Origin of the sequence: Calothrix sp. PCC 7507 (assembly GCF_000316575.1) — a bacterium.
GTDB lineage: Bacteria > Cyanobacteriota > Cyanobacteriia > Cyanobacteriales > Nostocaceae > Fortiea.
In genome coordinates this window covers 5264838-5291279 of record NC_019682.1, presented here as the reverse complement: position 1 = coordinate 5291279, position 26442 = coordinate 5264838, and the positions used below count along the sequence as shown (strand labels likewise).

General features: G+C 41.6%; 25 protein-coding genes. 17 read left to right on the top strand and 8 right to left on the bottom strand.

Translation table 11 applies throughout. From position 1 onward, the window contains the following. Window positions 1-261: 261 nt before the first annotated feature. The 9 genes from CAL7507_RS31035 (at window position 262) to recG (ending at window position 8829) form a co-directional block, all read left to right on the top strand. Window positions 262-591 carry a DUF6464 family protein gene (locus CAL7507_RS31035; protein ID WP_015130823.1) on the top strand — a complete coding sequence of 110 codons (330 nt, stop codon included), beginning with the start codon at window positions 262-264 and terminating at the stop codon, window positions 589-591. A 202-nt stretch (window positions 592-793) separates the two neighbouring features. After that, window positions 794-1228, top strand: coding sequence for an NADAR family protein (locus CAL7507_RS22685; RefSeq protein ID WP_015130822.1), 435 nt, complete (start codon window positions 794-796; stop codon window positions 1226-1228). A gap of 56 nt (window positions 1229-1284) precedes the next feature. Beyond that, window positions 1285-2244, top strand: coding sequence for a glycosyltransferase family 2 protein (locus CAL7507_RS22680; RefSeq protein ID WP_015130821.1), 960 nt, complete (start codon window positions 1285-1287; stop codon window positions 2242-2244). Window positions 2245-2384: 140 nt separating this feature from the next. After that, window positions 2385-2588 carry a hypothetical protein gene (locus CAL7507_RS22675; RefSeq protein WP_015130820.1) on the top strand — a complete coding sequence of 68 codons (204 nt, stop codon included), beginning with the start codon at window positions 2385-2387 and terminating at the stop codon, window positions 2586-2588. Further along, a complete protein-coding gene (locus tag CAL7507_RS22670; protein ID WP_015130819.1) occupies window positions 2585-2848 on the top strand; it encodes a type II toxin-antitoxin system RelE/ParE family toxin in 264 nt (87 codons plus the stop codon). The genes CAL7507_RS22675 and CAL7507_RS22670 overlap by 4 nt, the downstream gene beginning before the upstream one ends. Before the next feature lie 167 nt (window positions 2849-3015). Continuing rightward, window positions 3016-3810, top strand: coding sequence for a 30S ribosomal protein S2 (gene rpsB / locus CAL7507_RS22665; RefSeq protein WP_015130818.1), 795 nt, complete (start codon window positions 3016-3018; stop codon window positions 3808-3810). Window positions 3811-3989: 179 nt separating this feature from the next. Next, the gene (gene tsf, locus CAL7507_RS22660) at window positions 3990-4934 is read left to right on the top strand and encodes a translation elongation factor Ts (protein WP_015130817.1); all 945 of its coding nucleotides are present in this window, start codon (window positions 3990-3992) and stop codon (window positions 4932-4934) included. 436 nt (window positions 4935-5370) lie between these two features. Then, window positions 5371-6201, top strand: coding sequence for a hypothetical protein (locus tag CAL7507_RS22655; protein ID WP_015130816.1), 831 nt, complete (start codon window positions 5371-5373; stop codon window positions 6199-6201). Window positions 6202-6348: 147 nt separating this feature from the next. Next, window positions 6349-8829, top strand: coding sequence for an ATP-dependent DNA helicase RecG (gene recG / locus CAL7507_RS22650; protein WP_015130815.1), 2481 nt, complete (start codon window positions 6349-6351; stop codon window positions 8827-8829). Between the two features lie 171 nt (window positions 8830-9000). On the opposite strand, the gene CAL7507_RS22645 is transcribed toward recG, so the two are convergent. After that, on the bottom strand, window positions 9001-9759 hold the full coding sequence (locus CAL7507_RS22645) for a lecithin retinol acyltransferase family protein (protein WP_015130814.1): 759 nt from the start codon (window positions 9757-9759) through the stop codon (window positions 9001-9003). Window positions 9760-10203: 444 nt separating this feature from the next. On the opposite strand from CAL7507_RS22645, the gene CAL7507_RS22640 reads away from it, so the two are divergent. Next, complete coding sequence (locus tag CAL7507_RS22640; protein ID WP_015130813.1) at window positions 10204-10428, top strand: hypothetical protein; 225 nt, start codon at window positions 10204-10206, stop codon at window positions 10426-10428. Beyond that, window positions 10397-10684: a type II toxin-antitoxin system RelE/ParE family toxin gene (locus tag CAL7507_RS22635; RefSeq protein WP_015130812.1), complete on the top strand. Its 288-nt coding sequence runs from the start codon at window positions 10397-10399 to the stop codon at window positions 10682-10684. Before CAL7507_RS22640 ends, CAL7507_RS22635 begins: the two co-directional genes overlap by 32 nt. A 101-nt stretch (window positions 10685-10785) precedes the next feature. On the opposite strand, the gene CAL7507_RS22630 is transcribed toward CAL7507_RS22635, so the two are convergent. From CAL7507_RS22630 to CAL7507_RS22610, 5 genes are all read right to left on the bottom strand, one after another. Continuing rightward, on the bottom strand, window positions 10786-11283 hold the full coding sequence (locus tag CAL7507_RS22630) for a GNAT family N-acetyltransferase (protein WP_015130811.1): 498 nt from the start codon (window positions 11281-11283) through the stop codon (window positions 10786-10788). After that, the gene (locus CAL7507_RS22625; protein ID WP_015130810.1) at window positions 11270-11557 is read right to left on the bottom strand and encodes a DUF1778 domain-containing protein; all 288 of its coding nucleotides are present in this window, start codon (window positions 11555-11557) and stop codon (window positions 11270-11272) included. Before CAL7507_RS22625 ends, CAL7507_RS22630 begins: the two co-directional genes overlap by 14 nt. Window positions 11558-11661: 104 nt before the next feature. Beyond that, the gene (locus CAL7507_RS22620) at window positions 11662-11946 is read right to left on the bottom strand and encodes an ABC transporter permease (RefSeq protein WP_236556795.1); all 285 of its coding nucleotides are present in this window, start codon (window positions 11944-11946) and stop codon (window positions 11662-11664) included. Window positions 11947-12196: 250 nt separating this feature from the next. Then, window positions 12197-13252 (bottom strand): hypothetical protein, encoded by a 1056-nt coding sequence (locus tag CAL7507_RS22615; protein WP_015130809.1) that lies wholly within the window; start codon window positions 13250-13252, stop codon window positions 12197-12199. A 43-nt stretch (window positions 13253-13295) separates the two neighbouring features. After that, entirely contained in the window at window positions 13296-14588 is a 1293-nt protein-coding gene (locus CAL7507_RS22610) for a hypothetical protein (RefSeq protein WP_015130808.1), read from the bottom strand. 459 nt (window positions 14589-15047) lie between these two features. On the opposite strand from CAL7507_RS22610, the gene CAL7507_RS22605 reads away from it, so the two are divergent. After that, entirely contained in the window at window positions 15048-16976 is a 1929-nt protein-coding gene (locus CAL7507_RS22605) for an alpha-amylase family glycosyl hydrolase (RefSeq protein WP_015130807.1), read from the top strand. Window positions 16977-17019: 43 nt separating this feature from the next. On the opposite strand, the gene CAL7507_RS22600 is transcribed toward CAL7507_RS22605, so the two are convergent. Then, window positions 17020-17424, bottom strand: coding sequence for a hypothetical protein (locus CAL7507_RS22600; RefSeq protein ID WP_015130806.1), 405 nt, complete (start codon window positions 17422-17424; stop codon window positions 17020-17022). Window positions 17425-17741: 317 nt separating this feature from the next. Here CAL7507_RS22600 and ppsA point away from each other — a divergent pair, with 317 nt between their 5' ends. From ppsA to CAL7507_RS22585, 3 genes are all read left to right on the top strand, one after another. Next, on the top strand, window positions 17742-20198 hold the full coding sequence (gene ppsA, locus CAL7507_RS22595) for a phosphoenolpyruvate synthase (RefSeq protein WP_015130805.1): 2457 nt from the start codon (window positions 17742-17744) through the stop codon (window positions 20196-20198). 51 nt (window positions 20199-20249) lie between these two features. Further along, window positions 20250-20609: a XisI protein gene (locus CAL7507_RS22590; RefSeq protein ID WP_015130804.1), complete on the top strand. Its 360-nt coding sequence runs from the start codon at window positions 20250-20252 to the stop codon at window positions 20607-20609. A 139-nt stretch (window positions 20610-20748) separates the two neighbouring features. Further along, on the top strand, window positions 20749-22218 hold the full coding sequence (locus tag CAL7507_RS22585; RefSeq protein ID WP_015130803.1) for a dolichyl-phosphate-mannose--protein mannosyltransferase: 1470 nt from the start codon (window positions 20749-20751) through the stop codon (window positions 22216-22218). Window positions 22219-22332: 114 nt separating this feature from the next. Here the strand turns inward: CAL7507_RS22585 and CAL7507_RS22580 are convergent, their stop codons facing one another. Next, window positions 22333-22797, bottom strand: a complete 465-nt coding sequence (locus CAL7507_RS22580) for a CYTH domain-containing protein (protein ID WP_015130802.1) — start codon at window positions 22795-22797, stop codon at window positions 22333-22335. 278 nt (window positions 22798-23075) lie between these two features. On the opposite strand from CAL7507_RS22580, the gene ppk1 reads away from it, so the two are divergent. Both ppk1 and CAL7507_RS22570 read left to right on the top strand, forming a co-directional pair. After that, complete coding sequence (gene ppk1 / locus CAL7507_RS22575) at window positions 23076-25229, top strand: polyphosphate kinase 1 (protein ID WP_015130801.1); 2154 nt, start codon at window positions 23076-23078, stop codon at window positions 25227-25229. A gap of 281 nt (window positions 25230-25510) precedes the next feature. After that, on the top strand, window positions 25511-26152 hold the full coding sequence (locus CAL7507_RS22570) for a hypothetical protein (RefSeq protein ID WP_015130800.1): 642 nt from the start codon (window positions 25511-25513) through the stop codon (window positions 26150-26152). The last annotated feature ends 290 nt before the right edge of the window (window positions 26153-26442 follow it).

Here is a 26442-nt window from a genome sequence, read left to right as displayed (position 1 = left end):
TTAAAATTATGAAGATTTAACTACGGCTCACCTCTGAAGCTGTAGCAGTTATGCTGATTTAAGTGGTGTATGGTATCTCTTTTTTAGAGTCACAATACACCATACACCCTTGCAGTCCGCCAAAACTTTCCCCAGTTGATAACAGCGGGAAACTTTGTCGCCAAAAACGCAAAGGTGATAATGCCCTAATAGTTGCACATTGAGAAATAACGATAGTGCAATATCAGGGACAATCAATCAGCGCAGAAAAGAGGTAAAGAGATGGTGTTAAAAACTCTTTTGGTGATTGCCGTTGGTTTCTTGCCGTCCCTGTTTTCCCTATGGGTAATCCGTAAAACCCATTTGCGGACACGCTCACGGATTAGACAAGCCACCGTGAACCTCTCAGGAATGCGAGTAAGGCAAGACATTAGACAGATAGAGAGCGATCGCTACTATCTTGAAGGTGTAGGCTACCTTGTTGGTGACATCAGTTGCAAATTTAATGCTCGATCTGGCTACATCCGTTGTGCCGTTAATCCCGATGGTCCATGTCAGGGATGCCGTCACTATGAATCAAGAGAATTCACCATGAGCGAAAATAAATTTTAGAAGCCCTATCGTCATAATTCTTAGATGAATGAAATACACTCTCCTTACAGAAGTCAGTAGCCAAAATATTTAACTCTACTGAATTCTGAATTCTGATAACCCAATCAAGAACGTATTGCACCCGACTGAGAAGCGCTATATTGGACACACAAAACATTAATAATTATCCTAATTCCTCAATCACCTATTAATTATCCAGCCAATGACAATATACTTTTACAGCACTCGTGAACAATATGGTTGTTTTTCTAATTTTTCATCTCACGGCTTTGTATTAGATGATTTATATTGGTCTACAAGTGAACACTATTTCCAAGCACAAAAGTTCATTGGTACACCCCATGTTGAACAAATTCGCTTAGTCAAAACTCCTAAGGATGCAGCCAAGATGGGGCGCGAAAGAACTCGCCCACTACGTCCAGATTGGGAAGACATTAAAGATGACATCATGAGGAAAGCGGTGCTGCGGAAATTTGAAACCCATGCAGATATCAGAGAAATCCTACTTGATACAGGTAATGTAGAAATTATCGAAAATTCGCCTATCGATAGTTATTGGGGTTGCGGAGCCGATGGTAGTGGTAAAAATATGTTGGGAATAATTTTAATGGAAGTTCGAGAGATACTCCGCTCTTAAGAAAAAATAATTGGTGCTTGGAACAGTGTCAGCGTCATAGATGTCCTATCCTGAAGATGGGAAATAGTGTCGTGGGTGAGACTGTGTTTTGCAGCGTTGTTATACCAACTTACAATCGCCAGCCAATTTTAGAAAAATGCCTCCGAGCGTTGGAAGCGCAAGAGTTGACAGATGCAACTCCTGTCATTGGTTACGAAATCGTTTTGGTGGATGATGGTTCCACTGACGGCACATTGACATGGTTGGAGGAACATAAAGAAGAGTTTCCTCATGTGCGATGGTTTGAGCAAGATCATGCAGGCCCTGCAGTAGCGCGGAATTTGGGTGTAGAACAGGCTCTGGGAGACATAATTATCTTTATCGATAGTGATTTAGTGGTGTTGTCAAATTTCTTGCAAGCTCATGCAGATGCGTTAATCCAAGGACAAGAGAGATTAGGAAGCGATCGCTTTTTTACATACGGCGCAGTCATTAATACTTGCAATTTCGACAACCCAACCGCTGAACCCTATAAAATTACAGATTTTTCCGCAGCATTTTTTGCCACAGGAAATGTCGCTATTCCTAAACATTGGCTCTTAAAAGCTGGACTCTTCGACACCAGCTTTCAACTTTATGGCTGGGAAGATTTAGAACTAGGTGTCAGGTTAAAAAAACTCGGTTTACAACTCATTAAGTGCCCAGAAGCCGTTGGTTATCATTGGCATCCACCATTTAATTTAGAGCAAATTCCCCGCTTAATTGACCAAGAAATGCAACGCGGTCGCATGGGAGTTTTATTTTATCAAAAACACCCATCTTGGGAAGTGCGAATGATGATTCAAATGACTTGGTTTCATCGCTTACTTTGGGGCATTCTTTCCCTCAATGGCACACTGAACGAACGCACAATGGCGCCATTTTTACAATGGCTAATTAATTCAGGAAAACCCCAGTTAGCCCTAGAAATCGCCCGCGTTTTTCTCAACTGGTATAACGTTAAAGGTGTTTACGAAGCCTATACCCAAATTAAATAACGGGGAAGTAGCTTGCTTTTTAATTGTATTGGTCGTTATAATTTTAAAGAGCAAGCATTATTTTTAATGAGTTAAAAGCTAAAACAAAGATAACTAAGACTTAAGTTAGATGCGACTAACATAGCTAAGGAGAATTAACTGTGGAAACTACAACTAAAAAACAACAGTTACTAAAAATAATCTACGAAAAACTAGAACAAGCTTATGAAGATACTTTAGAAGATATTATAGAACTATTAGACATTCGGAAACAAGAAGATGAAGAGGATATTCAATCTTTTGAAGAGGCAAAAAATGAACCACGAATCCCTTGGGAACAAGTAAAACGGGAAATAGGGTTGTGACTTATCAAGTAGAACTTACGAGGAAGGCATCTAAACAATTAGAAAAATTACCGCAAGACGTACAACAAAAAATAAAAATTAAAGTTCAAGAGTTAGCTGATAATCCCCGTCCCAGTGGTGTTGTTAAGCTTGAAAGTAGCAACAACAGATATCGTATTCGTGTGGGGCACTACCGCGTGTTGTATGAAATTATAGATAATTTATTAGTAGTTACGGTTGTGAGAGTAGGACATCGTAGAGAAGTGTATCAGGATGAATAGGAAAGCTATTTATAGCGGCTCCATAAATCCAGAGTTCCATTCACCGTAGCCTAACTGTGCTACCCTAGGAAAGTTAACTAATCTCGCACACCCAGAAATTCGGGTGTTTCCTAAATTTGGGAAATGCACCTGGGTGGAGGTTTAACCCGAATCGGAGTTACATAATTATGCCAGTAGTTTCATTGGCTCAGATGATGGAGTCTGGGGTTCACTTTGGGCATCAAACCCGCCGTTGGAACCCAAAAATGTCTCCTTACATTTACACATCCCGTAATGGAGTACACATCATCGACTTGGTGCAGACTGCCCAGTTGATGGATGGTGCTTACAACTACATGCGTACCCAAGCTGAACAGGGGAAGAAGTTCCTTTTTGTGGGTACTAAGCGCCAAGCAGCGGGAATTATTGCTCAAGAAGCCAGCCGTTGTGGTTCTCACTACATTAACCAGCGCTGGTTGGGTGGAATGCTCACCAACTGGGCAACCATCAAAACCAGAGTAGATCGCCTCAAAGATTTGGAACGCCGCGAAGAAACTGGAGCATTGGATCTATTGCCCAAAAAAGAAGCTTCGATGCTGCGTCGGGAGATGACGAAGCTACAGAAGTACTTGGGTGGGATTAAAACCATGCGGAAAGTTCCTGATGTCGTCGTGATTGTAGACCAACGGCGCGAGTATAACGCAGTTCAGGAATGCCAAAAACTCAACATCCCGATTGTGTCAATGTTGGATACCAACTGTGATCCGGATGTAGTAGATATTCCCATCCCCGCAAATGACGACGCGATTAGATCGATTAAGTTAATTGTCGGTAAGTTGGCAGATGCTATTTATGAAGGCCGTCACGGTCAACTGGATGCGGAAGACGATTACGAAGATTACGACAGTGGTGAGTACGACGAAGATTACGAAGAAAGTGAGTACACTGACTCAGTAATTCCCGACGAAGAAACAGAAGAATAGGCACATAGATTAATGTGTCTACCCTAGGGATCGCTAACTTGGGGCTAGGGTAAAGACTAAAAAGTGAAGTTTCATACTTCACACTTTAGACTTCATACTTGTCCTAGTCCTGAGTAAGATAGAGATACTCAACACCCGTGAGCGATTACAACTCGAGGTCAAGTAGGAATTGAGGCAACATGGCGGAAATATCTGCAAAACTCGTCCAAGAGCTACGCCAAAAAACTGGTGCTGGCATACTGGACTGCAAAAAAGCGCTGAAAGAAACTGATGGCAACATAGAAGAAGCCACAGACTGGCTAAGAAAAAAGAACTTAGTTTCGGCGGGTAAAAAAAGCGATCGCATTGCAGCAGAAGGTCTAGTAGACACCTATATTCAACCTGATGGTAAAGTGGGTGTACTGATAGAAGTAAACTGCCAAACCGATTTCGTTGCCCGTAACGAGGCTTTTAAAAATCTAGTTAAGAACTTAGCCCAGCAAGCAGCAACTGCTGAGAGTGTTGAGTCTTTGTTAGCTCAACCCTATATTCAAGATCAAGGCTCGACTGTAGAAGAGTTCATCAAGCAAGTCATCGTCACTCTGGGTGAAAACATCCAGGTACGCCGCTTTGTGACTTATGCGTTAGCAGGAGGCACATCAGGTACAGTAGACAGCTATATTCACACTGGCGGTCGAGTGGGTGTGTTGGTCGAGCTGAATTCCCAAACTGATGCGGCGGCTCTTAATGAAGAGTTCCAAGCTTTAGCTAGAAATGCTGCCATGCAAGTTGCAGCTTGTCCTAATGTCGAGTACGTCAGCGTAGAGCAAATCCCCGCTGAAGTTGCTCAGAAAGAAAAGGACATCGAACTAGGGCGCGATGATTTGGCAAACAAGCCACAAAACATCAAAGAAAAAATTGTTCAGGGACGGATTGAAAAACGCCTGAAAGAATTAACTTTGTTGGATCAGCCTTTCATTCGTGACCAGAGTATTTCCGTAGAAGACTTGGTTAAACAAGTGAAGGGTAAAGTAGGCGAAGACATCCAAGTCAATCGCTTTGTTCGTTTTGTGCTAGGTGAAGGCATTGAAAAGCAAGAGAGTAACTTTGCTGACGAGGTAGCTGCACAAATAGGCGGTAAGTAATTTAGTCATTGGTCATTTGTCACTTGTACTGAGCGGAGTCGTAAAGCCTGCAGCATAGATCCGCTTAGGGCGTAGCCTCTCGTACCCCTACGGGGAAGCAAGCTACGCGTAGCGTCCCGCAGGGAAGGAGAAGAGAAGTATTGGTCATTTGTCAGTGGTTATTTACTTTTAATTCTCGACCTTGACTACATCCACAAATGAATGCTAACAATACAGGTCAAGCAAAATACGCTGACCTGTATTTTATTAGCAATTAGTATCGGGTATGGGGCATTGGGCATTGGGGAGAGAAAATTAATGATCCTTGACTCTTGACCCTTTTACAGACGCGATGAATCGCCTCTCTTGACAAATGACTAACTTCTAAAACTTTGTTTTAAAATAAAAACGTACATTTGTACCAAAATCAGGTTCAGATGGGCTATCAAGAGAAGATATGGCAAGAGCAATTGAGCGAATTGAGCGGGATATTACAGTGCTGCAAGAAGCGATGGGCGCGATCGCTGCAGAACTCCATAGTGCTTATGCTAGTTATCTGAGTATTTTGGGTCAAGCTGTGCGCCAGCAGTTGATTTTGGCAAGTTATCACCTGTGTACTCAAGGCTATCCCGAAAACTTCCTGAGTTTGTCATTGAATCAGCGACAACAATTGCAACAAGCTATCCGTAAGCTGGGTAAAAAGACGGCTGAGGAGTTGCTTACAGTGATCAGGAGTGAGGAAGATGAGGGGGATGAGGGAGATGAGGAAGATGAGGGGGATGAGGAAGATGATTCTTCACTCATCGCCGCTACTTCTATTGACCTCTCCGTCCCTATAGAACTGATAGCATGGCAACAGAACTTAGAAGAGGAGATGCAAAATATACTTAAAAAAGTCTCCCATAACGCTAATGTTTTATTACAAAAAGCGGGTGTGTTGCCCAAAAAATTACCAGAACCGATTTTAGAAGCAGCAGCAGTCGCCGCAGCCGCAGCATCAGAAGCATCTGCCGAGGTCATTCCCGGACCACCCAATTTATTAAGCTTGGTCATTGAAATTGAAAATGAGCAAGATGCACAAGATTCTAGCCTGACTCAAATCATGGCTATTAATCTGCGACTGGGAGAAATTGAATTTGCCGACTCTACACTCTCATCTGGGCGCAGACAAATTCGCAATATCTTAATTCAGTTAAACAAGGTAGGGCGGGAGTATCAAAAAAAGCAAAAAGAAAAGTCAATTGCCGAAGCTGAATCTGCATGGCGTGCTATTTGGGTCGATGATTAATTAGTCATTTGGCATTTGTCATTTGGCATTTGTCATTTGTTAAGAGTTAAGAGTCAAGGGTCAAGAGTCAAGAGTTATTCCCCCCATACCCAGTCCCCAGTCCCCAGTCCCCAGTCCCCATACCCCATTCCCCATTTTCAATGACCAATGACTAATGACACACCAGATTGGGTAAGATTGCAAAAAGCCTTAGCAATTGAGGCGGAACGTGGTTTCACGGACTTGATGGGCAAACAATATCGCTTCAGTGAATTTCTCAGCCTTACTTTTGGCAAATTCCCTACAGCTTTGCCCCCAAGCGAACGCCGCCGCTGGCAAGGACTAGCGGTGCAATTTGCTAATTATCCTCATCTGGAATTGTCGGGTAAACAACATTTGGTCGCAGAAACTCGCAGGTATCTGTATCAACTGCAACAAGAGCAGGAGGAAGGGGAAAGGGAGAAAGAGGGAGAAGGGGAGAAATACAAATCACCCATATCTAATCCTAAATCGCCGATTGTGGCTGAGGTGAGTCGGAGACTTGCCCCGAAAATTGATCAAAAACTGAGTGATTTACCAGAAATAGGCATCAGAAAAGCTGACAGTTTGGCGCGTCTGGGTTTGTCTACTGTGCGCGACTTGCTTTTTTATTATCCCCGTGACCATATTGACTATGGGCGTCAGGTAAATATTAGTGAGTTAGAGGCGGGTGAGACGGTGACTATTGTCGCCACTGTGAAGCGTTGCAATTGTTTTAATAGCCCCAAGAATCAGAAATTATCAATCTTAGAGCTGATACTGAAAGATAATACTGGTCAAATTAAGATTAGTCGCTTTTCTGCGGGGACACGTTTTACCAGTCGCGCTTGGCAAGAAAGTTTAAAACGCCGCTACCCGGTGGGTAGTATGATTGCGGCTTGTGGGTTGGTGAAAGCTAGTAAATATGGCTTGACGTTAGATAACCCAGAGTTAGAAGTTTTAGCAAATCCAGGAGATCCGATTGATTCGCTAACTATCGGGCGAGTGGTGCCAATTTATGGATTAACCGAGGGAGTGGTAGCGAATACGGTGCGTCAGGCGATTATAGCCACTTTGCCTGCTGCGGCTCATCTGAAAGACCCCTTGCCTAGTGGTTTGCGAGAGAAGTATGGTTTGATGGAATTGAAAGATGCGATCGCTAATATTCACTTCCCCTCAGATAGCGCCACCCTGCAAGTTGCCCGTCGTCGCCTAGTTTTTGATGAATTTTTCTACCTGCAACTCAGCTTATTGCAACGTCAACAACAAGCCAAAGCTATTCAAACCAGCGCCATTTTAGCCCCCAAAGGTCAGCTAATCGAAAAATTTCACGAAATACTACCTTTTAAACTCACTGGGGCACAGCAACGAGTCATCAACGATATCCTCAGCGACTTGCAAAAACCTGCACCGATGAATCGTTTAGTACAGGGTGATGTCGGTTCTGGGAAAACGGTGGTGGCTGTAGTTGCTATTTTAGCCGCCATTCAATCTGGCTACCAAGCAGCATTGATGGCACCTACAGAAGTGTTGGCAGAACAGCACTACCGCAAGTTAGTTAGCTGGTTTAACCTGCTACATTTACCAGTAGAATTACTGACAGGTTCCACTAAAACTGCTAAACGGCGACTTATTCACTCCCAGCTAGAAACAGGTGAATTACCTCTGTTGGTGGGAACTCACGCCTTGATTCAAGACCCAGTTAATTTTAGGCAACTAGGGTTAGCGGTGATTGATGAACAGCATCGCTTTGGGGTGGAACAAAGGGCGCGTTTGCAGCAAAAAGGTGAACAACCCCATGTGTTAACAATGACAGCTACTCCCATTCCTCGGACATTGGCGCTGACGATACATGGGGATATGAATGTTAGTCAAATCGATGAGTTACCACCAGGACGTCAAAAGATTCAGACAACCATGTTATCAGGACAGCAACGCCCCCAAGCTTACGACTTGATGCGCCGAGAAATTGCCCAAGGACGGCAAGTTTATGTAGTTTTGCCCTTGGTGGAAGAATCAGAAAAATTGGATTTGCGATCGGCTGTAGATGAGCATCAAAAGCTACAAGAAAGCATTTTTCCGGATTTTCAAGTGGGATTGCTGCATGGTCGCATGAGTTCGGCGGAGAAAGATGAAGCGATTACGAAATTCCGCGATAATGAAACGCAAATCTTGGTTTCTACTACTGTTGTTGAGGTGGGCGTAGACGTACCGAATGCTACAGTTATGCTCATTGAAAATGCTGAACGCTTCGGTTTATCGCAGCTGCATCAACTCCGGGGACGTGTTGGTCGAGGTGCGGCTCAGTCTTACTGTCTGTTGATGAGCAGTTCTAGGAGTGCTGATGCACAACAACGGCTGAAGGTGTTGGAACAGTCCCAGGATGGCTTTTTCATCTCAGAAATGGATATGCGTTTTCGGGGACCTGGGCAAGTGTTGGGAACTCGTCAATCAGGTGTGCCGGATTTTACCTTGGCGAGTTTAGTGGAAGATGAGGAAGTTTTGCTGTTAGCGCGACAAGCAGCAGAGAAAATAATTGAGATAGATGTGACTTTAGAGCGTTGGTATTTGATGAAAGAAGAGTTGAAGTATCGGTATCAGCGGTTAATGGGTGGAGCGATTATGACATGATATGCAAATGCGCCTTCTCTACGAGACGCTACGCGAATGCGTGAAGCAAAATATTTTTTATTTCACGCAGAGACGCAGAGGAGCCAGTGCGTTGCGCGGGTTCCCCGCGTTGTAGCAACTGGCGTCGCGCAGAGAGGAGTTTAGGAGTGTGGATTCAGTAAATGAAAACAGCTATTCTTGGTCACCTTGAGACCAGAGATACACCCCGAATGCAGCTGCCATACCTAATACAACAGGAGCAGCAACCGCAGTAGCAATCGCAGCACTACCACCTAACGTAGCAGCGGCTACAGTTCCAGCAATTCCTCCAAGGGTTGATGCAACTTGTCCAGCTTCTCTGCCATTTTTTCTGGCTTCACGTTCATGCTTTGGTAAATGTTCGTCATCTTCCAGTATTTTGCCAACAACTAGATCGGTTGCTATGCCACTCGCTATACCACCAGCACCTGCAATACCACCTGCTACACGAGGTGCTTGCTTTAGTCCTACATTAACTAGCGTTTTTGAGATCGGATTTAAGGATTGTTTAGCGGCTACAGATGCTGCTTGAATTGCTACTTTGGTTCCAATACCTATAGCAGTTCCCCCAGCAAGTCCTGCTGTGCGTGCTTGAGCTTGATTTACTTGCTCGCTTTTATGCTGACCTGTCTTACAATAATACGCGAAATGCTCGCAGTTATTCCCAACAAGGCAATATTTTTGTTCACCTAACTTGCTGATTGCTCTTGTCACTACGACTTCTGGGGAATCACACTTTCCATACTCTTCAGTAAGAATTTCTTTTCCTTCAGCAAACTCATATTTACTGACACGACGTACAGTTTTTCCATCGTAATGAATAACTGTACCATCTCCACAATCTATTCCATGATGATATGTCATACCCATACTAATACTCATACGACGGTAGATGTGATCTCCCTTTGCCATGAATAACCTCGCTATATTCCACTACAAAGAATGTATTTCTTTGTATCAAGAATATTTGAGTTGTAATTATTACGTCAGTCGTGAAAACTTGAAAAATTTGACGTAAAGCAATTCTTATAAATTTGAAGTTAACGTGAGTTTTGTATGGATATAATCTTAGAGCGTTGGTATTTGATGAAAGAAGAGTTGAAGTGTCGGTATGAGCGGTTAATGGGTGGAGTAATTATGGCATAATGATTCGTAAGTTTTGGCGATTCTTACGGCAACCTGTATCCCTACGGGTAAGCAAGCTACGCATAGCGTCTCCGACAAGAGAAGTAGGAACGCCTGCGATCATCGTGTTGGCTCTACAGAATTACTTACAATCTGCTATTTCCGCATAAATCCTTCCTGTACAAGCTGATATTGGGTAAAATATATATAACTATGAATAAGAGGCATACAGTGGAAATTCAAGAATTAAAAGCGTTGATTAAAGAAACCATGCGTGAAGTTCTGCAAGAAGAAAGACTTCGTCTTTGCCAAATTTTTATTCCTTACATAAGTGACGATGAACAACGCGAACTTGAAGCCGAATTTGGTGTACCTTCAGAAGATGCTGATGATGAAATAATTGATATGACTGATTGGGTAAAATATGGCAATAAAATTTCACAAAAAAGCGATTAAATTTTTAGACAAAGCAAACCCTGAAGATGTCGAAAATATTCGAGAGCAAATAAACCAAATTGTTATTGCTGTAGAAGTTCAAGGAATTATACCCTTTACAGAACTAGATATCAAAAAGATGAAAGGCGATTGGGAGGGATTTTACAGACTACTTATAGGTAAAAACAGATTTATTTTTACAATCGATATCGATTCAAAAGACATCGAAATTTACGTGATTGGTACGAGAGGAGATGTTTATAAAAAAAATAATTAGTAATCTGTTTCTAAATCAGATAAGCATACCTATCACACAAGGGTGGAAGGTGTTTTTCGGAGGGGTTGCTAAAGGGATCACACGTTGGCATAGTTTAGCTATTACTCAAGCATTTGCTCAATTACTGACAATGGTAAAAATAGTTCCAAAGACGTATCTTCTAGGCTGACGAAGCCATAGCGAGAGTAGTAAGTTTTTGCACCTTCATCTTTTGCATCAACAAATAAGCCAATTCCTCCAGCATTTTCCGCAACAATTAAAGCACGCTGCATTGCCTCAATCATCAAAACTTCTCCAATTCCTTGTCGTTGATAGGCTTTATCGACTGCTAATCTTGCCAGCTTTACACCAGGAACTTTAGAAGGGTATTTTTTGAAGAATTTCGCTGAAAATTTGTCTACACGCACTTCACATAATGTCAATGTGAAGAAACCAATCACAATCTCTGGCTGTTCTGTATTAACTAAAACGAAAGTACGGGAAACACCTTTTTGGATATGCTGTCTTGCTATTTGTTTGAGGAATTGATTTAATGCTTTATTGCCACAGTCAAAGCAATCGCGGTTATGCTGCTTACCCAGTAATTCAATTACTCTCACTGAAAAATTCCTGGTGCTTTTTCAAGGCTGCTTTTAACTTCGCATTCGGTACAGGTGGATTCTCAATCAGGCTAAATACCGTATCAGCATCACTTTGTGACAAAATAATCACTCGTTCATCTTCTATCATTTTCTTTGCTTCTTTCAACGCCGCCTGAATCATAAACTGATTCAATGTAGCACCTGATAATTCTGCCGCCCTTTGTAGAGTTTCTTGAATACTCACAGGAATTCTGGCTGTTATCCGAACTGTATTTTCGTGACTGTTAGACATGGATAATAAAGCCTCATGTTCTCCTAATTTTAACTTAGTGGTGTCAATTTGGCACTATAAATTTACGGGTGAGATGTCACTAGACTGACAGGGGTTAATGCTTCTTAACTCAATTGGCGGCGAAATTTATTGATGCTGATAGATAAGAGCAAGATAGCAAAAGACAAAAGTGCGATCGCATTCAACCAAAGCACTTCTAAACCCACACCTTTGAGCAGTATTCCCCGGACGATCGCTCTATAATGGCGTAGGGGATTTAATAGCGATAGATACTGAAGTGCTAAAGGCATACTTTCCATAGGGGAAATTGCCCCAGAAAGCTGAATTAATGGTAAATTGACGAAAAATGATGTCAAAGTATTATTGCTACTGACTAAGTAAGTCGGCACAATGAAACCAAACTATGTGAAGAAAAGTAAACGAAGCTCAAACCCTATTCCCTCCTGTATTCTGCCTTATCCCAATGATAATTATTGACGCCGACCTACTTAACCCTACAAACTTAATTAATGGTGCGATGTATACTACAAACGGATAAAAGCTGAACTTTGTCATACTGAGCGTAACGCAGTGAAGAGAAGTATCTCGGAGATTCTTCCCTTTGGTCAGAATGACAGTTCTAAACCGTTTTTAGTATATTTAAGTAAACTCAATAGTCTCCACAAAATCTAAAATCTTGTCTTTGATGCTCTCGGATTCTTGTGCCACGGAACTAGGAGTTTCACCATTAAAAAAGCTACGCTGGTTGCTAACTATATACAAAAAATCCTCATTGATAAAGGCGAGTAATCCACGGTAAGCATCTAATCTAGTAGCATTGCCGTTATTTTCTTGCTTGGAAATTGTGGAACCCTTGGGCATATTAACTAAAACGTAGTAAGCTCCGGCTAGGATGTCTTCTAAGTATTCGGTATGCTCTATCTGCGCCCCTGGTACATTGGCAGAAATCGCCTGTGGGACATACTTATCTACTAGAATTGCTGCAAGATATTCTTCCTGTCCAATAGACTCTATTTCCTCCATTTGTTCAGGGGGTATGGGATAATAATCGATTCTCAGCAAAGTGCCAAAGTCATCAGAAAAGCCGACTACCCCTTCTTGACTTTGAACCCTTCCTCCCTGTTGAGCTTGAACTGGAATGGGTACGGCAAAATTACCTAAAGGCGATTCATATAACTGTTCACCGTACTCTTCTACTACTACGACTGTTTCATCTTCATCATCGTCTAGAAATTCTGCGTTTTCAGCTTCTTCAAAGGCAGCAATTACCTCTTGTATAATTTCCTCGGCTTCTTCATCTTCCAGCGCCAACGCTGACTGTAACTCTGTCAGGTAAGGCTGTTTCTTTTTAGGGATAGCTAGTTCATCGTCTAAAACTATGATTACCCCAGCGGCGAAAGCATCTAGGATGATGTCATCTGAGAGAGCGTCTCTAGCAGTATTAAACAGAGGGCCAAGTCCCTCCTTCTCTGCGATTACTAAGAGTCTATCGACTATTTCTGTAATTTCGTCTTCTGAGTATTCTTCAAAAACCTCGAAATCCCAGAGGATAGAGCCTAAAATTTCTGCATCTATTTCTTCAAAAGAAGAATCGGTAATTGCAGTGATTACAGCGATCGCTGCTACTGCTTCTTCTGGACTCAGTGATTCTTCTGAGATATCTGGTGAGCTAAAAATCTTATCATACTTAGTCATTGGTGCGAACTCCGTTAAATAGCTTGATAGTAGGGAATCAGTTTTAGGGTTTTTCGTCTAGCGTTGAGAATTCTGTATTTACCTGATTTTTATTTGCTCCATAGAGAAATTGATCGGCGATGTGAGCATAAAATTTGATATCAGTCCAGTAACCCAGGTGTCCTTGGGTACCCCAAGATGCTGGATATTTCATTTCAATGTTATTTAGGTTCTCGTAGTAATCTAGATTACCGCTGATCGGGTCTTTCAGGTGATAGTAATTGATCCAGCGGAGTTGATTAAGCTGGCATACAACTGGAGTACTACTAAAGTATCGACTTTGCCGAGCAGATTGTGAATTAGCTTCGGGTTTCATTCGCGGTTTGACACGGAAGGATTTGAGGTGTTCTAAAATCCGCTGGCGAATAAATTGATTTTCTTGTGCAGTCTCTCGGAAGAAAAAGGCAATTTTATCTAGTGGTGAACCAAAGGTAATTAACCCCTGAAGCTTATCGACACACAGACTTTTACCTTGATCTTGGGCAAGACTAGCTTGAATACAAAGAAGATTTAATGTATCGTAGGCAATACAGCTACCCAGAGAATGTCCAGCGAGGATGACTTGTTGATAATCTGCTTGCTTATCTCTGAGAATTCCTTTGAGTAATGTTAAGGATTCTGTAAGTACTTGCTGCCGAATTTTTTGGTAAGGTGATCTGGGATTTGTTTTTGTATAAATAGCGATATCACCGACAAAATCAACTAATGGCGGAGTGATTAGCGTTTTACTTAAATTCCAGGCTGATCCTAAAAAACGACCTTTGAAAAATGACCCAAATAAGAACAGAACTAACCAAACACTCAACCGTAACACTGGTTGGAAAAAGTTAAATATGCGTAAGAAAATAGTGAGCGATCGCAAACGGAATTTAAACAAACTTTGACTATCCCTATGACGCAACAAATCATCTAATAGATATTGGTTATCTCGGCGGCTGTAAAAGTCAATTGTCCCATCGAGTGTCTGTTCTGCCCACTGCAATATTTCCGGTACAGTAGTCTTATTTTCTGTATCAGGCGCCCAGTAATATTCATGAATGTCAATAAACCAGTCTTGCTCGGTGTCAATTGGACTTAATCTGACAAAGCTTTCTATCCAAGCAGAGCCATTAGCTAGTCTGCGTTTAGTAATTAAATGTTCTAGCTGAATATGTATACTCTGCTCTTCAAAGTATTTGACAAAGTTTTGAGCGAAATAGTCCAAAGTTTCAAAAGGATTTTGTTCCCCGATACCGTGGATGAGTAAAAATGCCGTGCGTCCTTGAGGAATTCTCACATGAATAGGTGTATCAGTCATGATAATTACAACTTTTAGAGAAATTATTTTACTTTTACAGCTACCCCTAATAGTTTGTTAACTAAAAGTTTTTTGATTATTTCAATACTTTTAGCTTTTATGCTCAGGGAAGCATCTCTTTGACCATTTGAGGCAGTTTATTACAAAAAGTAATGTTTATATCCTTAACGAGATTATTGCAATATTTGAATTTGAGAAAACTATAAGTTATCGACTGACAACAGGCAAGGCTACATATAGCAGGGAGCAGAGAATAAGACAAACTGGTTCCTGTGGGCGTTGATAAAAGCTGGGATGCACCCGATGAAATAAGTCTGGCGATAGAGACAAAAACTTACCTCCGATAGATATCCAAAACAAAAATGTAATTAGATAATACCTAAGTATGCAGTTATATATTATATTCCGGGATACGGAATTCGTAACTCTGCCAACTTTCATTAAATTTTTAATCCTCTTATGGTACAGACACCTCCATCGCAGTTCTCAGCAGAGCAATACAAAGTAGATGCAGCTGATGCAGAATTAGAAAATATTATCCAAACATCACCATCAGATACAGAGATTGACCTGGAGTTTCTTTACACTAGGGATATTGAATTTCGCCAGGAAACGATTTACTTTATTGTGGTCGATCGCTTTTATGACGGCGATTTAGATAATAGCGAAGGTGCTAATTCACACCTGTACGATCCCACTGGAAAAGATTGGGGTAAGTACTGGGGTGGTGACTTGCAAGGTGTGATTGACAAATTGGACTACCTCAAAAATATGGGAGTGACAGCCATTTGGTTAACTCCGTTGTTTGAACAGGTAGAAGATTTATTTATTAGCAATGCAGCGATGCATGGTTACTGGACAAAGGACTTCAAGCGCATCAATCCCCGCTATATTGCTAATGGAGAAGACTCTTCGTTAAACAATACCCAAGAAGCCAAAAATACTACTTTTGATCGGTTAATTACCGAACTGCACAAGCGCAACATGAAACTGGTGCTGGATATTGTCTGCAATCACAGTTCTCCTGATACCAATGGTAGCAAAGGCGAGCTATTTGATGATGGTGTGAAAATTGCTGACTTCAACGATGATGTGAATCATTGGTATCATCACTATGGTGAAGTGCAAGACTGGGAAGATGATTGGCAAGTGCAGAACTGTGAACTAGCTGGCCTGGCAACCTTCAATGAAAATAATAGTGATTATCGTGAGTATATCAAGTCAGCAATCAAGCAATGGCTAGATCGGGGTGTGGATGCACTACGGGTGGATACTGTCAAGCATATGCCCATCTGGTTTTGGCAAGAATTCACTGGTGATATGTGCAATCATAAACCAGATGTGTTCATTTTTGGCGAGTGGATTTATAATCATCCTGGGGACGATCGCTCAGTTGAATTTGCCAATAATTCCGGGATGACAATCTTAGACTTTGGGCTGTGCGTAGCGATTCGATCTGCACTGGCGCAAGGTTCAGAAAATGGATTTCAGACAATTCAATACATCTTTGATCAAGATTATCGCTACAGTGGGGCTACTGAGTTAGTCACCTTCATCGATAACCATGATATGTCCCGCTTTCAATCGCTGAACCCTGATCCAGCGATGTTAAGAGTGGCGATCGCTTTAATTATGACCTCTCGTGGCATCCCCTGCATTTATTACGGCACAGAACAGTATCTGCATGATGACACCGATGGCGGTAACGATCCCTACAACCGTCCGATGATGGAAAAGTGGGATACTGACACTGAGATTTATCGTTACATCAGATTACTCTCTGGCTTGCGGCGACTGAATCCCGCCATCTCAATGGGTAGCCAATGGCCAAAGTACCTCACACCCGATGTTTACTGCTATGTGCGCCGCTATCGTGATTCTCTCTGCTTTGTCGCCTTAAATCGCGGTGGAGAGGTGACATTACCAGAAGTAGAAACAGAATTACCTGATGGCGAACATACCTGTGCAGTGACTCGCAATAAGTATGAAGTTAAAGAAGGTAAGATTCATAACTTACAACTTGCAGAACGGGGAGTGATTGTTTTCAGTCACGTGGGCGAAAGAATCAAAGCAGAGACAATTGTCCGTGTGCAACTCAACGGTGTAAATACCCAACCTGGTGAAACCATCGTCGTCACTGGGAACTGTCCAGAGTTGGGTAACTGGGATATTAGCAAGGCATATCCCCTAGAATACATCAACGCCAATACCTGGTTTGCAGAGATTCCCTTTAATGAAAGCACTGGTAAACTCATCAGTTATAAATATGCCATGTGGCGCGAAGGGCGATCGCCCCTGCGAGAAAACAATGTCCCCCGGCGTTGGGTGATTGCTAAAGAAGGTACCGTCAAATGGCGTGATACCTGGGCTTCCGGAAGGGAGTCGTAGAATGGAAAATAGAGGGCGAACGGTTGTTCGCCCTCAAATGTTGTTAATTATTTGGTTGAGCGATCCGGGCTTCAATATCTTCTAATGTTTGCAATACTAGACGCTTTGCCTGCAGTTGCCAACCCCATTTTTGAATTCTAAAAGCTGCTACAGTACCACCTATAGCGGCTAATAAACCTATGGGTTGATTTAGCGAAATTCCTAATAACAAACCCAATCCAGCAATTCCCCAAAATGGCAAAGCTACAGCTTGTCTTTGTTCTTCCACAAGTTTAGCTATTTGACTAGGTTGCATAGTCGCTAATAGTGCTTCTTTGACTTGTCGTTGTTCTGCTGCAGATACTGATAAACCTATTTTACGACGCAGTTTTTCTATTTTGCGGGCATCAGTGCTGTACTCGGTTAACTCATCTTCTGCCATTTTCAGCAGTCGTTCTAGTTGGGACATTTTATTTTGCATCCTGTGTTTATTTAAGCTCATCCCACCCTTAAAATGAGTGGGATTTCACGTTGACTGTTGACGGATGTCTTTCATTCCATCCCTTTCAGGAATGGGTTTTCCCGACGCCTGTTTATAAAGTCATTATCCCAAATAATTGTTAATTTTTATTGATTTTAGAGTGACAAATTGCACAATCTAAATTCAGCAATGCCACTTTTGGATTAGAGGCGATCTAAGAGAAGAAAGCTAAAATTTAATATAGGCAAAATAATACTAGCTATTACGCGCTGACAACCAGAGTGTCTACTTGGGAGGTTATACTGATGGCGACAGTAGCTAAAAATACTTTATCTCAGACGGCCAAAGAGCGATCGCTGATCCTCTGGTTTGATGAAGTAGGGATGACTGATATTGCTTTGGTGGGTGGGAAGAATGCATCTTTGGGGGAAATGATTCAACAGCTGACTCCCCAAGGTGTGAATGTGCCTACAGGATTTGCCACCACAGCTTATGCTTATCGCTATTTTATTCAATCTGCCTCTTTAGAAGCCAAGCTGCGGAAACTCTTTGCTGATTTGGATGTAGACGATGTCAAAAATTTACAAGCGCGAGGGAAAAAAGCGCGATCGCTATTGCTGCACACACCATTTCCTGTAGAATTGCGAAATGCGATCGCCACAGCATATGAAAGTTTATGTGAACAATACAACGCAGATACAGATGTAGCAGTCCGTTCCAGTGCCACAGCTGAAGACCTTCCTGATGCTAGTTTTGCTGGACAACAGGAATCTTACCTCAATGTTGTTGGTGTGCAAGGCGTTTTAGCAGCTTGTCATCGATGTTTCGCATCTTTATTTACCGATCGCGCCATTTCCTATCGCCAAGCTAAAGGTTTTGACCATTTCAGCGTCGCCTTGGCTGTGGGTGTGCAAAAAATGGTGCGTTCTGATTTAGCCTCTTCGGGGGTGATGTTCTCCATTGATACCGAAACCGGTTTCAAGGATGCAGCACTGATTACCGCTGCTTACGGCTTAGGAGAAAACGTAGTTCAAGGAACCGTCAATCCAGATGAATACTATGTTTTTAAACCAACTTTAAAGGCAGGTTTTAGCCCAATTATTGATAAAAAATTGGGTAGTAAAGAATGGAGAATGGTTTATGATGACGGTTCTAAATTTACAAAAAATATCTCAGTTTCTCCCAGTGAAAAAGGTAAATATACTCTTACAGATGACGAGATTTTACAACTAGCACGTTGGGCATGTGTAATTGAAGACCATTATTCCCACATCCATGCAACTTACACCCCAATGGATATTGAGTGGGCAAAAGATGGCATTACCAACCAACTATTTATAGTGCAAGCGCGTCCCGAAACCGTCCAGTCGCAGAAACAGGGACATGTGTTAAAAAGCTATCGCCTATTGGGGAATCGACAAGAGACTTCCTTAATAACCGGACGTGCCGTGGGAACAGCCATCAGTCAAGGGAAAGTACACCTAATTTTAAATTCAAAAAATATTGACCAGTTCCAAACAGGGGAAGTGTTGGTAACAGATAAAACTGACCCCGATTGGGAACCGATCATGAAACGCGCTAGTGCGATCATCACCAATTCTGGGGGTAGAACATGTCACGCCGCGATTATTGCGCGAGAATTGGGAGTGCCCGCGATCGTTGGCTGTGGCAATGCTACGGAAATTTTAAAACCTGGTCAAGACGTAACGATTTCTTGCGCCGAAGGAGAAGAAGGACGGGTTTATGCAGGTTTATTACCTTTTGAAATTCAAGAAGTCCCATTAGATAACTTACCCCGCACCCATACCCAAATTTTAATGAATGTGGGCAATCCCCAAGAAGCATTGAGTTTATCGGCAATTCCTAACGATGGTGTCGGTTTAGCACGGACAGAGTTTATCATTGCTAACCAAATTCAAATTCATCCAATGGCATTGATTCGCTATGAACAGTTAGAAAATGAATTTGTGAAAGTCAAAATTGCCGAGATCACCGCACTTTATGACGATAAAACACTATATTTTGTCGATAAATTATCCCAAGGTATAGGCACAATTGCCGCAGCATTTTATCCCAAACCTGTAATTGTCAGAATGTCAGATTTCAAAAGTAATGAATATGCCAATTTATTAGGTGGTCAACAGTTTGAACCCCATGAAGAAAACCCGATGCTAGGCTGGCGGGGGGCGGCGCGTTATTATGACCCAGGCTATAGAGAAGCTTTTGCTTTGGAATGTCGAGCCATCAAAAGGGTCAGAGACGAAATGGGTTTAATCAATGTAATTCCCATGATTCCTTTTTGTCGCACTCCTGATGAGGGGCGTTTAGTATTAGCGGAAATGGCAAAAAATGGCTTACAGCAGAGTGTAAATGGCTTGCAAGTTTATGTGATGTGCGAGTTACCTAATAATGTTATTCTGGCTGAAGAATTTGCTGAGGTATTCGATGGATTTTCCATTGGTTCCAATGACTTAACTCAGCTGACGTTGGGGATAGATAGAGATTCAGCATTGGTAGCGCGGTTATTTGACGAACGCAGTCCAGGGGTGAAACGCATGGTAGCAATGGCTATTCAAGCTGCAAAAAAATGTCACCGCAAAATCGGCATTTGTGGACAAGCACCCAGCGATTACCCAGAATTTGCTCAGTTTTTAGTTGAACAGGGAATTGATTCGATTAGTCTAAATCCAGATTCGGTTTTGAAAACAATGCTGGAAGTAGCAAAAGTCGAGAATGTTAAATCAGTGAACAGTGAACAGTGAACAGTGAACAGTGAACACAGTTTTTAATCCCAAGCAGGAGGTTATCGTTCGATGGGTACTACAGCGCAATACAGACAGCTAATTTGCAACATTCTGACCGAACATACCCAGATTCCCTACTCCTATGGGGATATTCTACATGAAACTATTTTTGATCAAGAACACGATCGCTATTTGGTGATGATTCTTGGACGAGAACCAGTACCTGAACTTTCTCCAACTGCTACTCGTCGCGTTCATGGTTGTCTGATTCATATTGATATTATTGATGGCAAAATTTGGATTCAACGTGATGGTACTGAAGAGGGAATAGCAACGGAACTAGTTAGAGCAGGTGTGCCGAAAGATCGAATTGTGCTAGCATTCTGGTCTGAGGAACTGAGAAAGGATTCAGAATTTGCTGTTGCATAGCGATCGCTCTCAGACTCATAGCTTTAAAAATATTGCCTAAAGAATTAATGTTAGAGACGTAGTATCCTGCGTCTCTACTTTTTCTCTATGCTTTTTAGATGGCTCAAGCTTGAAATTAACGCCATTGGACTATTGACTAATGACTAAAAAACTGCTTACAAATTCCATTCCTTGGTTCCGCACAGGAATAGTGGGTATATTTTTGCTGTCACTAGCCTTACGATTTTGGGGACTAGGGCGATTTAACACCCTCGTGTTCGATGAAGTTTACTTCGCTAAATTCGGCAATAACTATCTTACCCATACACCATTTTTTAACGCTCATCCACCCCTGAGTCAATATATTATCGGCATCGGGATTTGGCTGGGAAGTCACGTACATTTGCCGCAAGAACCAATAAATGGTTTGGCGGGTTCTATGCTGTCACCTTGGAATTATCGGTGGCTAAACGCCCTTACAGGCTCATTTATTCCCTTAGTTATCGCCGCAATTGCTTATCAGATAAGTCGTCGCCATAGCTTTGCTTTACTTGCGGGTTTATTCACAGCTTGTGATGGGATATTTCTGGTTGAATCGCGCTACGCCTTAAACAATATTTATATTGTGATCTTTGGTCTGTTAGGGCAATGGTTTTTATTATTAGCATTAGATAATCAAAAACAACGCCGTTCTTTGTGGTTAATTCTCGCGGGAATTTGTTTTGGTGCTTCAGTTGGCACTAAATGGAATGGCTTGTGGTTTTTACTGGGTGCTTATCTGATTTGGATCACAGCATGGGCAATTAGTTTACTCCACTCTTTTACATCCTCCTCATCCCCCTCACCCCCTTCACCTCAAACACCACTGCAAAATCTAACTCAGCTAAATATTTTCCAGATGCTATTTTATCTAGGAATAATCCCAGCTTTCATTTACAGCATCATCTGGATTCCCCACCTCCAGCTAGATAAAAGATTTGGATTTATCGCAGTACATCAACAAATTTTAAATTTTCACCTACATATGGGTGGTAATAGTCCTGATGTCCATCCTTATTGTGCTGCATGGTACAAGTGGCCGTTGATGACACGGCCAATGGCTTATTATTATCAAACAACTCAAAGTTTCACAGATCCCCTCCCTGTCATGGGGCCTAATTTGCCTTCCGGTGCGGGAAAAGTCATCTATGATGTCCATGCAATGGGGAATCCAGTTTTGTGGTGGTTTGGTGTCGCTGCTATGTTGTTTTTAGTAGGAATGCTATTATCAAAAGTCGCAATTCCTTTAATCCAACAAGAGGGCTTATCTATCCCCAAACATCTGACTGTTGATACTTGGATTGCTTTATATTTAGTCATAAATTATGCGGCCAATTTATTACCTTGGGTAAAGGTAACAAGATGCGTTTTTATTTACCATTATATGTGTGCCGTGGTGTTTGTATTTTTAGCGATCGCCTGGTTTATTGATCAGTGTCTTCGCAGTTATTACCAGCAGCTACGAGTATTTGGTCTTACGCTCACCTTTTTGATTTTAGCTGCTTTCGTCTACTGGATGCCCATTTATTTGGGTTTACCCCTCTCAACTCATGCTTATAAACTCAGGATGTTGTTTGACTCTTGGATTTGATCTTCATATCTTGAATATTTCCCGATGATTCCGGTTCTTCAGCAATTTTCGGCGACACCAGTAGCACCAACAACAAAGACGCTTCGGGAGCAAATTAACAGTATATGGTGATAATTACCATTGTGAAAAGGGATGTTTCACTAAATTACTGTTGAAATACTTCGGATCATCTGAAACTTCTTCACCAATCCAGGTGGGTAGTTCAATTTGTTGTTCTTCATCACTAAGTTCGACTTCCGCTATTATCAGCCCTTGATTAACACCATCAAACTCATCTATTTCCCAAGTCAAACCACCGAATTCTATCCTGTATCTGGTTTTTTCAATTAAAGGGCGATCGCATAATGTATCAATCATTTCTTGAGCATCTTGAACAGGAATAGAGTACTCAAATTCTGAGCGGGAATATTTGACACTTGGTCCCTTAATTGTTAAGTAACCTTGATTTCCTGCAATGCGGATACGGACGGTAACTGTTTTTTGAGTAGAGATATATCCCTGACAATATACACAGCCCTCGGCTATTTCTCTCCAACTATCTCCGTTAACTAAAAACTTGCGCTCTATTTCTTTTGCCATTTTAGTTTAGATCGACTAGACAATATTCAGCGATCGCACATTTAATTTGTACATCATTGCTTATTTTCAATCTATCAGAAATCGAAAAATTAATTTTTAAACTTAATTTTACTAAAGCTTTACCTAGTTTTAATCATTATAGAAATACCATAAGCAATTCACTTCATAATTGATTACTTGCAAACCATATATAGTGTCCTGCGCTAAATAGAGAATGCATTTTATGGTAGTTTTAAAAAAACTACCAATAAAATTTCTCTGCTTTGGCAGATACAATTATGACTAAAACGAAGAAAGTTAGCAAAGCGATTAATTTCAGCGAATCGCAGTATTACTTTAATCGAGAACTCAGCTGGTTAGAATTTAATCGGCGAGTTTTACATGAATCATTAGATATCCGTACACCATTATTAGAAAGACTAAAGTTTGCGGCAATTTTTAGTTCTAATCTAGATGAATTTTTCATGGTTCGTGTTGCAATTATCAAAGAACAAGTTGCAGCAGAACTAAGTCGGCGGACTCCTGATGGTCTCACCCCACAAGAACAATTAGAGGCGATATATCAACAGTTACGCCCAATGGTGATTGAGCAGCATCGTTACTTTGAGAAGGTACTGTGTCCAGAAATGGCAACGCATGGTATCCATCTGCTTAATTATATTGACACCACTCCTGAACAACGAAGTTACCTACAACAACTATTTAAAAAACAGATTTTTCCAGTTCTCACCCCTCTAGCAGTTGATCCTAGCCATCCTTTTCCTTTAATGGCGAATCTCAGCCTCAACTTAGCAGTAGTAGTCAAAGCTCCGGATACCGGGGAAGAAAAGTTTGCTAGAGTTAAAGTCCCCAATATTCTGCCTCGCTTTATTCCTTTACCTCAAGAGTTGCAGATTCAGAATGGCAAATTAAATCACTGGACAGGTGTGTCTATAGAACAGGTGATTGCTCACAATTTAGACGCATTATTTCCAGGGATGATTATTAATGAATATCATCTGTTTAGGCTAACTCGTGATGCCGATTTAGAAGTAGCAGAGCAAGAAGCTGATGATTTGCTATTAGCAATTCAGCAGGAGTTACGTAAACGACATTTTGGTGGTTCTGTAGTCAGGTTGGAAATTCAACCATCAATGCCTAAGTCAGTGCGACAGATGCTGATAGCAGAAATGGCACTAATTGAGAGTGATGTTTATGAAATTGACGGACTGCTGAATTTGAAAGATTTAATGTCGTTTATGGCGCTACCTTTACCTGAATTAAAAGATCCAGGTTGGACGGGAGTGATTCCACCTCGCCTGCAGCATTTCCATCAAAAGAATAAAGTTGCCAACTTGAGTGATGAGGAAAAAGATATTTTCTCAGTGATTCAGCAAAAAGATTTATTGGTGCATCATCCTTATGAATCTTTTAGTGCTTCTGTCGAGCAATTTATCGTTCAAGCTGCCCATGATCCTCATGTATTGGCAATTAAGATGACACTCTATCGCACTTCAGGAGATTCTGAGATTGTTAGTTCTTTAATTGCTGCGGCTGAAAATGGTAAACAAGTCGCTGTTTTAGTAGAATTAAAAGCCCGCTTTGATGAAGAAAATAACATTACCTGGGCGAATAAATTAGAAAAGTCTGGTGTCCATGTAGTCTATGGATTGGCGGGGCTAAAGACTCACACAAAAATTGTGTTGGTGGTGCGTCAGGAGGGAGATGAAATCCGTCGCTATGTTCATGTAGGTACGGGAAATTATAATCCGAAAACAGCGAAGTTATATACCGATGTAGGGTTATTGAGTTGTCGAGAAGATTTAGGTGCAGACTTAACTGATTTATTTAATTATTTGACTGGCTATTCTTATCAGGAGTCTTACCGCAAGTTACTTGTCTCACCCATCAACATGCGCGATCGCATTATTGCCCTGATCCAGCGAGAAATTGAACACTCTAAAAACGGTAAGAAGGGTCAGATCATTGCCAAGATGAACTCTTTGGTTGATCCCCAGATTATTGCCACTTTATATGCAGCATCTCAAGCTGGGGTACAAATTGACTTGATTGTGCGGGGTGTCTGTTGTCTGCGCCCTGGAGTTGCCGAAGTGAGCGAAAATATTCGCATCATCAGCATTATCGGTCGTTTTTTAGAACACTCACGGATATTCCATTTCTATAATGACGGGCAAAGTGAAGTATATATCGGTAGTGCCGATTGGATGCCCCGTAATTTAGATCGTCGTGTGGAAGCAGTTATACCAGTCGAAGATGCCGAGATTTTGCAAAACTTACACAATATCCTCGAAATTATGTTGGCAGATAATCGGCAAGCTTGGGAAATGCAGTCAGATGGTTCTTACATCCAGCGTCGCCCTGATCAAAATGAGCCAGAACGCAGTTCCCAAAATATTTTGATGGCAATGACACAGCAATTGTCAAGTAAGTAATTTAGCCATCTGGCGATCGCTCTCACATAGGAATCCTATTTGATTTCTGAAAAAATCTCCGTATTTGTAGGGTGCGTTAGGACGGAGTCCGTAACGCACCGTCCTAAGACTTTGGTGCGTTACGCTACTCTACGGGAACGCTAAAAGCGAACGCTAACACACCCTACGTATATTTCAAAAATCAAATACTAGTCCTATATATATTATTGATAACTTATAACTTGTTGTTCACTAATGAATAAGTGATGATATAGTCTTTCTAGTTTTAAAATCCACTTAAAATGAAAAAAATAATACCATTAGTACTGAGTGCAGCCCTACTCAGTAGCGCCGTTGCTTGTAGTAAGCCAAATACTGAAACTAAAAACGTTTCTAATCCTGCTAACACTGGTATTTCTGAAAACACAAAACCAAATACACCACTATCTTTACCAGCCGGAACTAGCTTTGAAACTGTTCTGCAACAAGAGTTATCTACTGGTAAAAACCGTAATGATGAGACCTTTAATCTACAAGTGAAAAACTCTGTCAAAGGGTCAAAGGTAGAACTAAAAGATTCTCAGATTCAGGGACATTTAGAAGATGTAGTCAAAGCAGCTAAAGGTAAAAAGGCTAGTTTCCATCTAGTTTTTGATGAACTTGTCCTCAAAGATGGCTCGACCTATCCGATTGATGCTTCTTTAGTAAATACTCAAGTAGAGACAAAAACCAAAGGCAAGTTTCTCCAGAATGCTGGCATTATTTTAGGTGGAGTAGCTGCAGGCCATTTTGCTGGCAAGAAAGCAAATATTAAGCATGGTGGTTTAGCTGGTGGTGCGGCTGCTAGTGCTTATGTTTTATCTAGTCCTGGTGGTGAAGTAGTCCTCAAAAAAGGCACCAAGGTTCAATTGAAACTCAAAAGCGCTCTTGCTACTACTCCATAAAAAGGGAAGGGAGCAGGGAGTAAGGGAGATAGCACATCAGGGGATTCGATCCTGCCCAATCAAGAACCACGCTTGTGTGTTGTGGGGACTCAAACTCTTCGCTCCGCTCCACATCTCTCGGTTGGGGTCATTTCCTCCTGCCCCCTACCTCTTCGTTCAAAGAGAATGGGGAATCACGAAAAAGCCAGACTCAGGATAGGTGCAGCGATCGCTCCTAACCTCTAGACTCAGTTATCAGTTGTCAGTTACTTTTACTGTTCACTGATTATTGTTTCCCTTGGTCAATGTTG

What these genes read in the sequence shown, in the direction of transcription:
- recG (WP_015130815.1), top strand. Translation starts at nt 6,349, where the DNA reads ATGACTAATGACACACCAGATTGGGTAAGATTGCAAAAAGCCTTAGCA.
- CAL7507_RS22580 (WP_015130802.1), bottom strand. Translation starts at nt 22,797, where the DNA reads ATGGCAAAAGAAATAGAGCGCAAGTTTTTAGTTAACGGAGATAGTTGG.
- CAL7507_RS22680 (WP_015130821.1), top strand. Translation starts at nt 1,285, where the DNA reads ATGGGAAATAGTGTCGTGGGTGAGACTGTGTTTTGCAGCGTTGTTATA.
- CAL7507_RS22610 (WP_015130808.1), bottom strand. Translation starts at nt 14,588, where the DNA reads ATGACTGATACACCTATTCATGTGAGAATTCCTCAAGGACGCACGGCA.
- CAL7507_RS22605 (WP_015130807.1), top strand. Translation starts at nt 15,048, where the DNA reads ATGGTACAGACACCTCCATCGCAGTTCTCAGCAGAGCAATACAAAGTA.
- tsf (WP_015130817.1), top strand. Translation starts at nt 3,990, where the DNA reads ATGGCGGAAATATCTGCAAAACTCGTCCAAGAGCTACGCCAAAAAACT.
- rpsB (WP_015130818.1), top strand. Translation starts at nt 3,016, where the DNA reads ATGCCAGTAGTTTCATTGGCTCAGATGATGGAGTCTGGGGTTCACTTT.
- CAL7507_RS22645 (WP_015130814.1), bottom strand. Translation starts at nt 9,759, where the DNA reads ATGGCAAAGGGAGATCACATCTACCGTCGTATGAGTATTAGTATGGGT.
- ppsA (WP_015130805.1), top strand. Translation starts at nt 17,742, where the DNA reads ATGGCGACAGTAGCTAAAAATACTTTATCTCAGACGGCCAAAGAGCGA.
- CAL7507_RS22685 (WP_015130822.1), top strand. Translation starts at nt 794, where the DNA reads ATGACAATATACTTTTACAGCACTCGTGAACAATATGGTTGTTTTTCT.
- CAL7507_RS31035 (WP_015130823.1), top strand. Translation starts at nt 262, where the DNA reads ATGGTGTTAAAAACTCTTTTGGTGATTGCCGTTGGTTTCTTGCCGTCC.
- CAL7507_RS22600 (WP_015130806.1), bottom strand. Translation starts at nt 17,424, where the DNA reads ATGTCCCAACTAGAACGACTGCTGAAAATGGCAGAAGATGAGTTAACC.
- CAL7507_RS22585 (WP_015130803.1), top strand. Translation starts at nt 20,749, where the DNA reads ATGACTAAAAAACTGCTTACAAATTCCATTCCTTGGTTCCGCACAGGA.
- ppk1 (WP_015130801.1), top strand. Translation starts at nt 23,076, where the DNA reads ATGACTAAAACGAAGAAAGTTAGCAAAGCGATTAATTTCAGCGAATCG.
- CAL7507_RS22615 (WP_015130809.1), bottom strand. Translation starts at nt 13,252, where the DNA reads ATGACTAAGTATGATAAGATTTTTAGCTCACCAGATATCTCAGAAGAA.
- CAL7507_RS22590 (WP_015130804.1), top strand. Translation starts at nt 20,250, where the DNA reads ATGGGTACTACAGCGCAATACAGACAGCTAATTTGCAACATTCTGACC.
- CAL7507_RS22570 (WP_015130800.1), top strand. Translation starts at nt 25,511, where the DNA reads ATGAAAAAAATAATACCATTAGTACTGAGTGCAGCCCTACTCAGTAGC.
- CAL7507_RS22625 (WP_015130810.1), bottom strand. Translation starts at nt 11,557, where the DNA reads ATGTCTAACAGTCACGAAAATACAGTTCGGATAACAGCCAGAATTCCT.
- CAL7507_RS22635 (WP_015130812.1), top strand. Translation starts at nt 10,397, where the DNA reads ATGGCAATAAAATTTCACAAAAAAGCGATTAAATTTTTAGACAAAGCA.
- CAL7507_RS22655 (WP_015130816.1), top strand. Translation starts at nt 5,371, where the DNA reads ATGGCAAGAGCAATTGAGCGAATTGAGCGGGATATTACAGTGCTGCAA.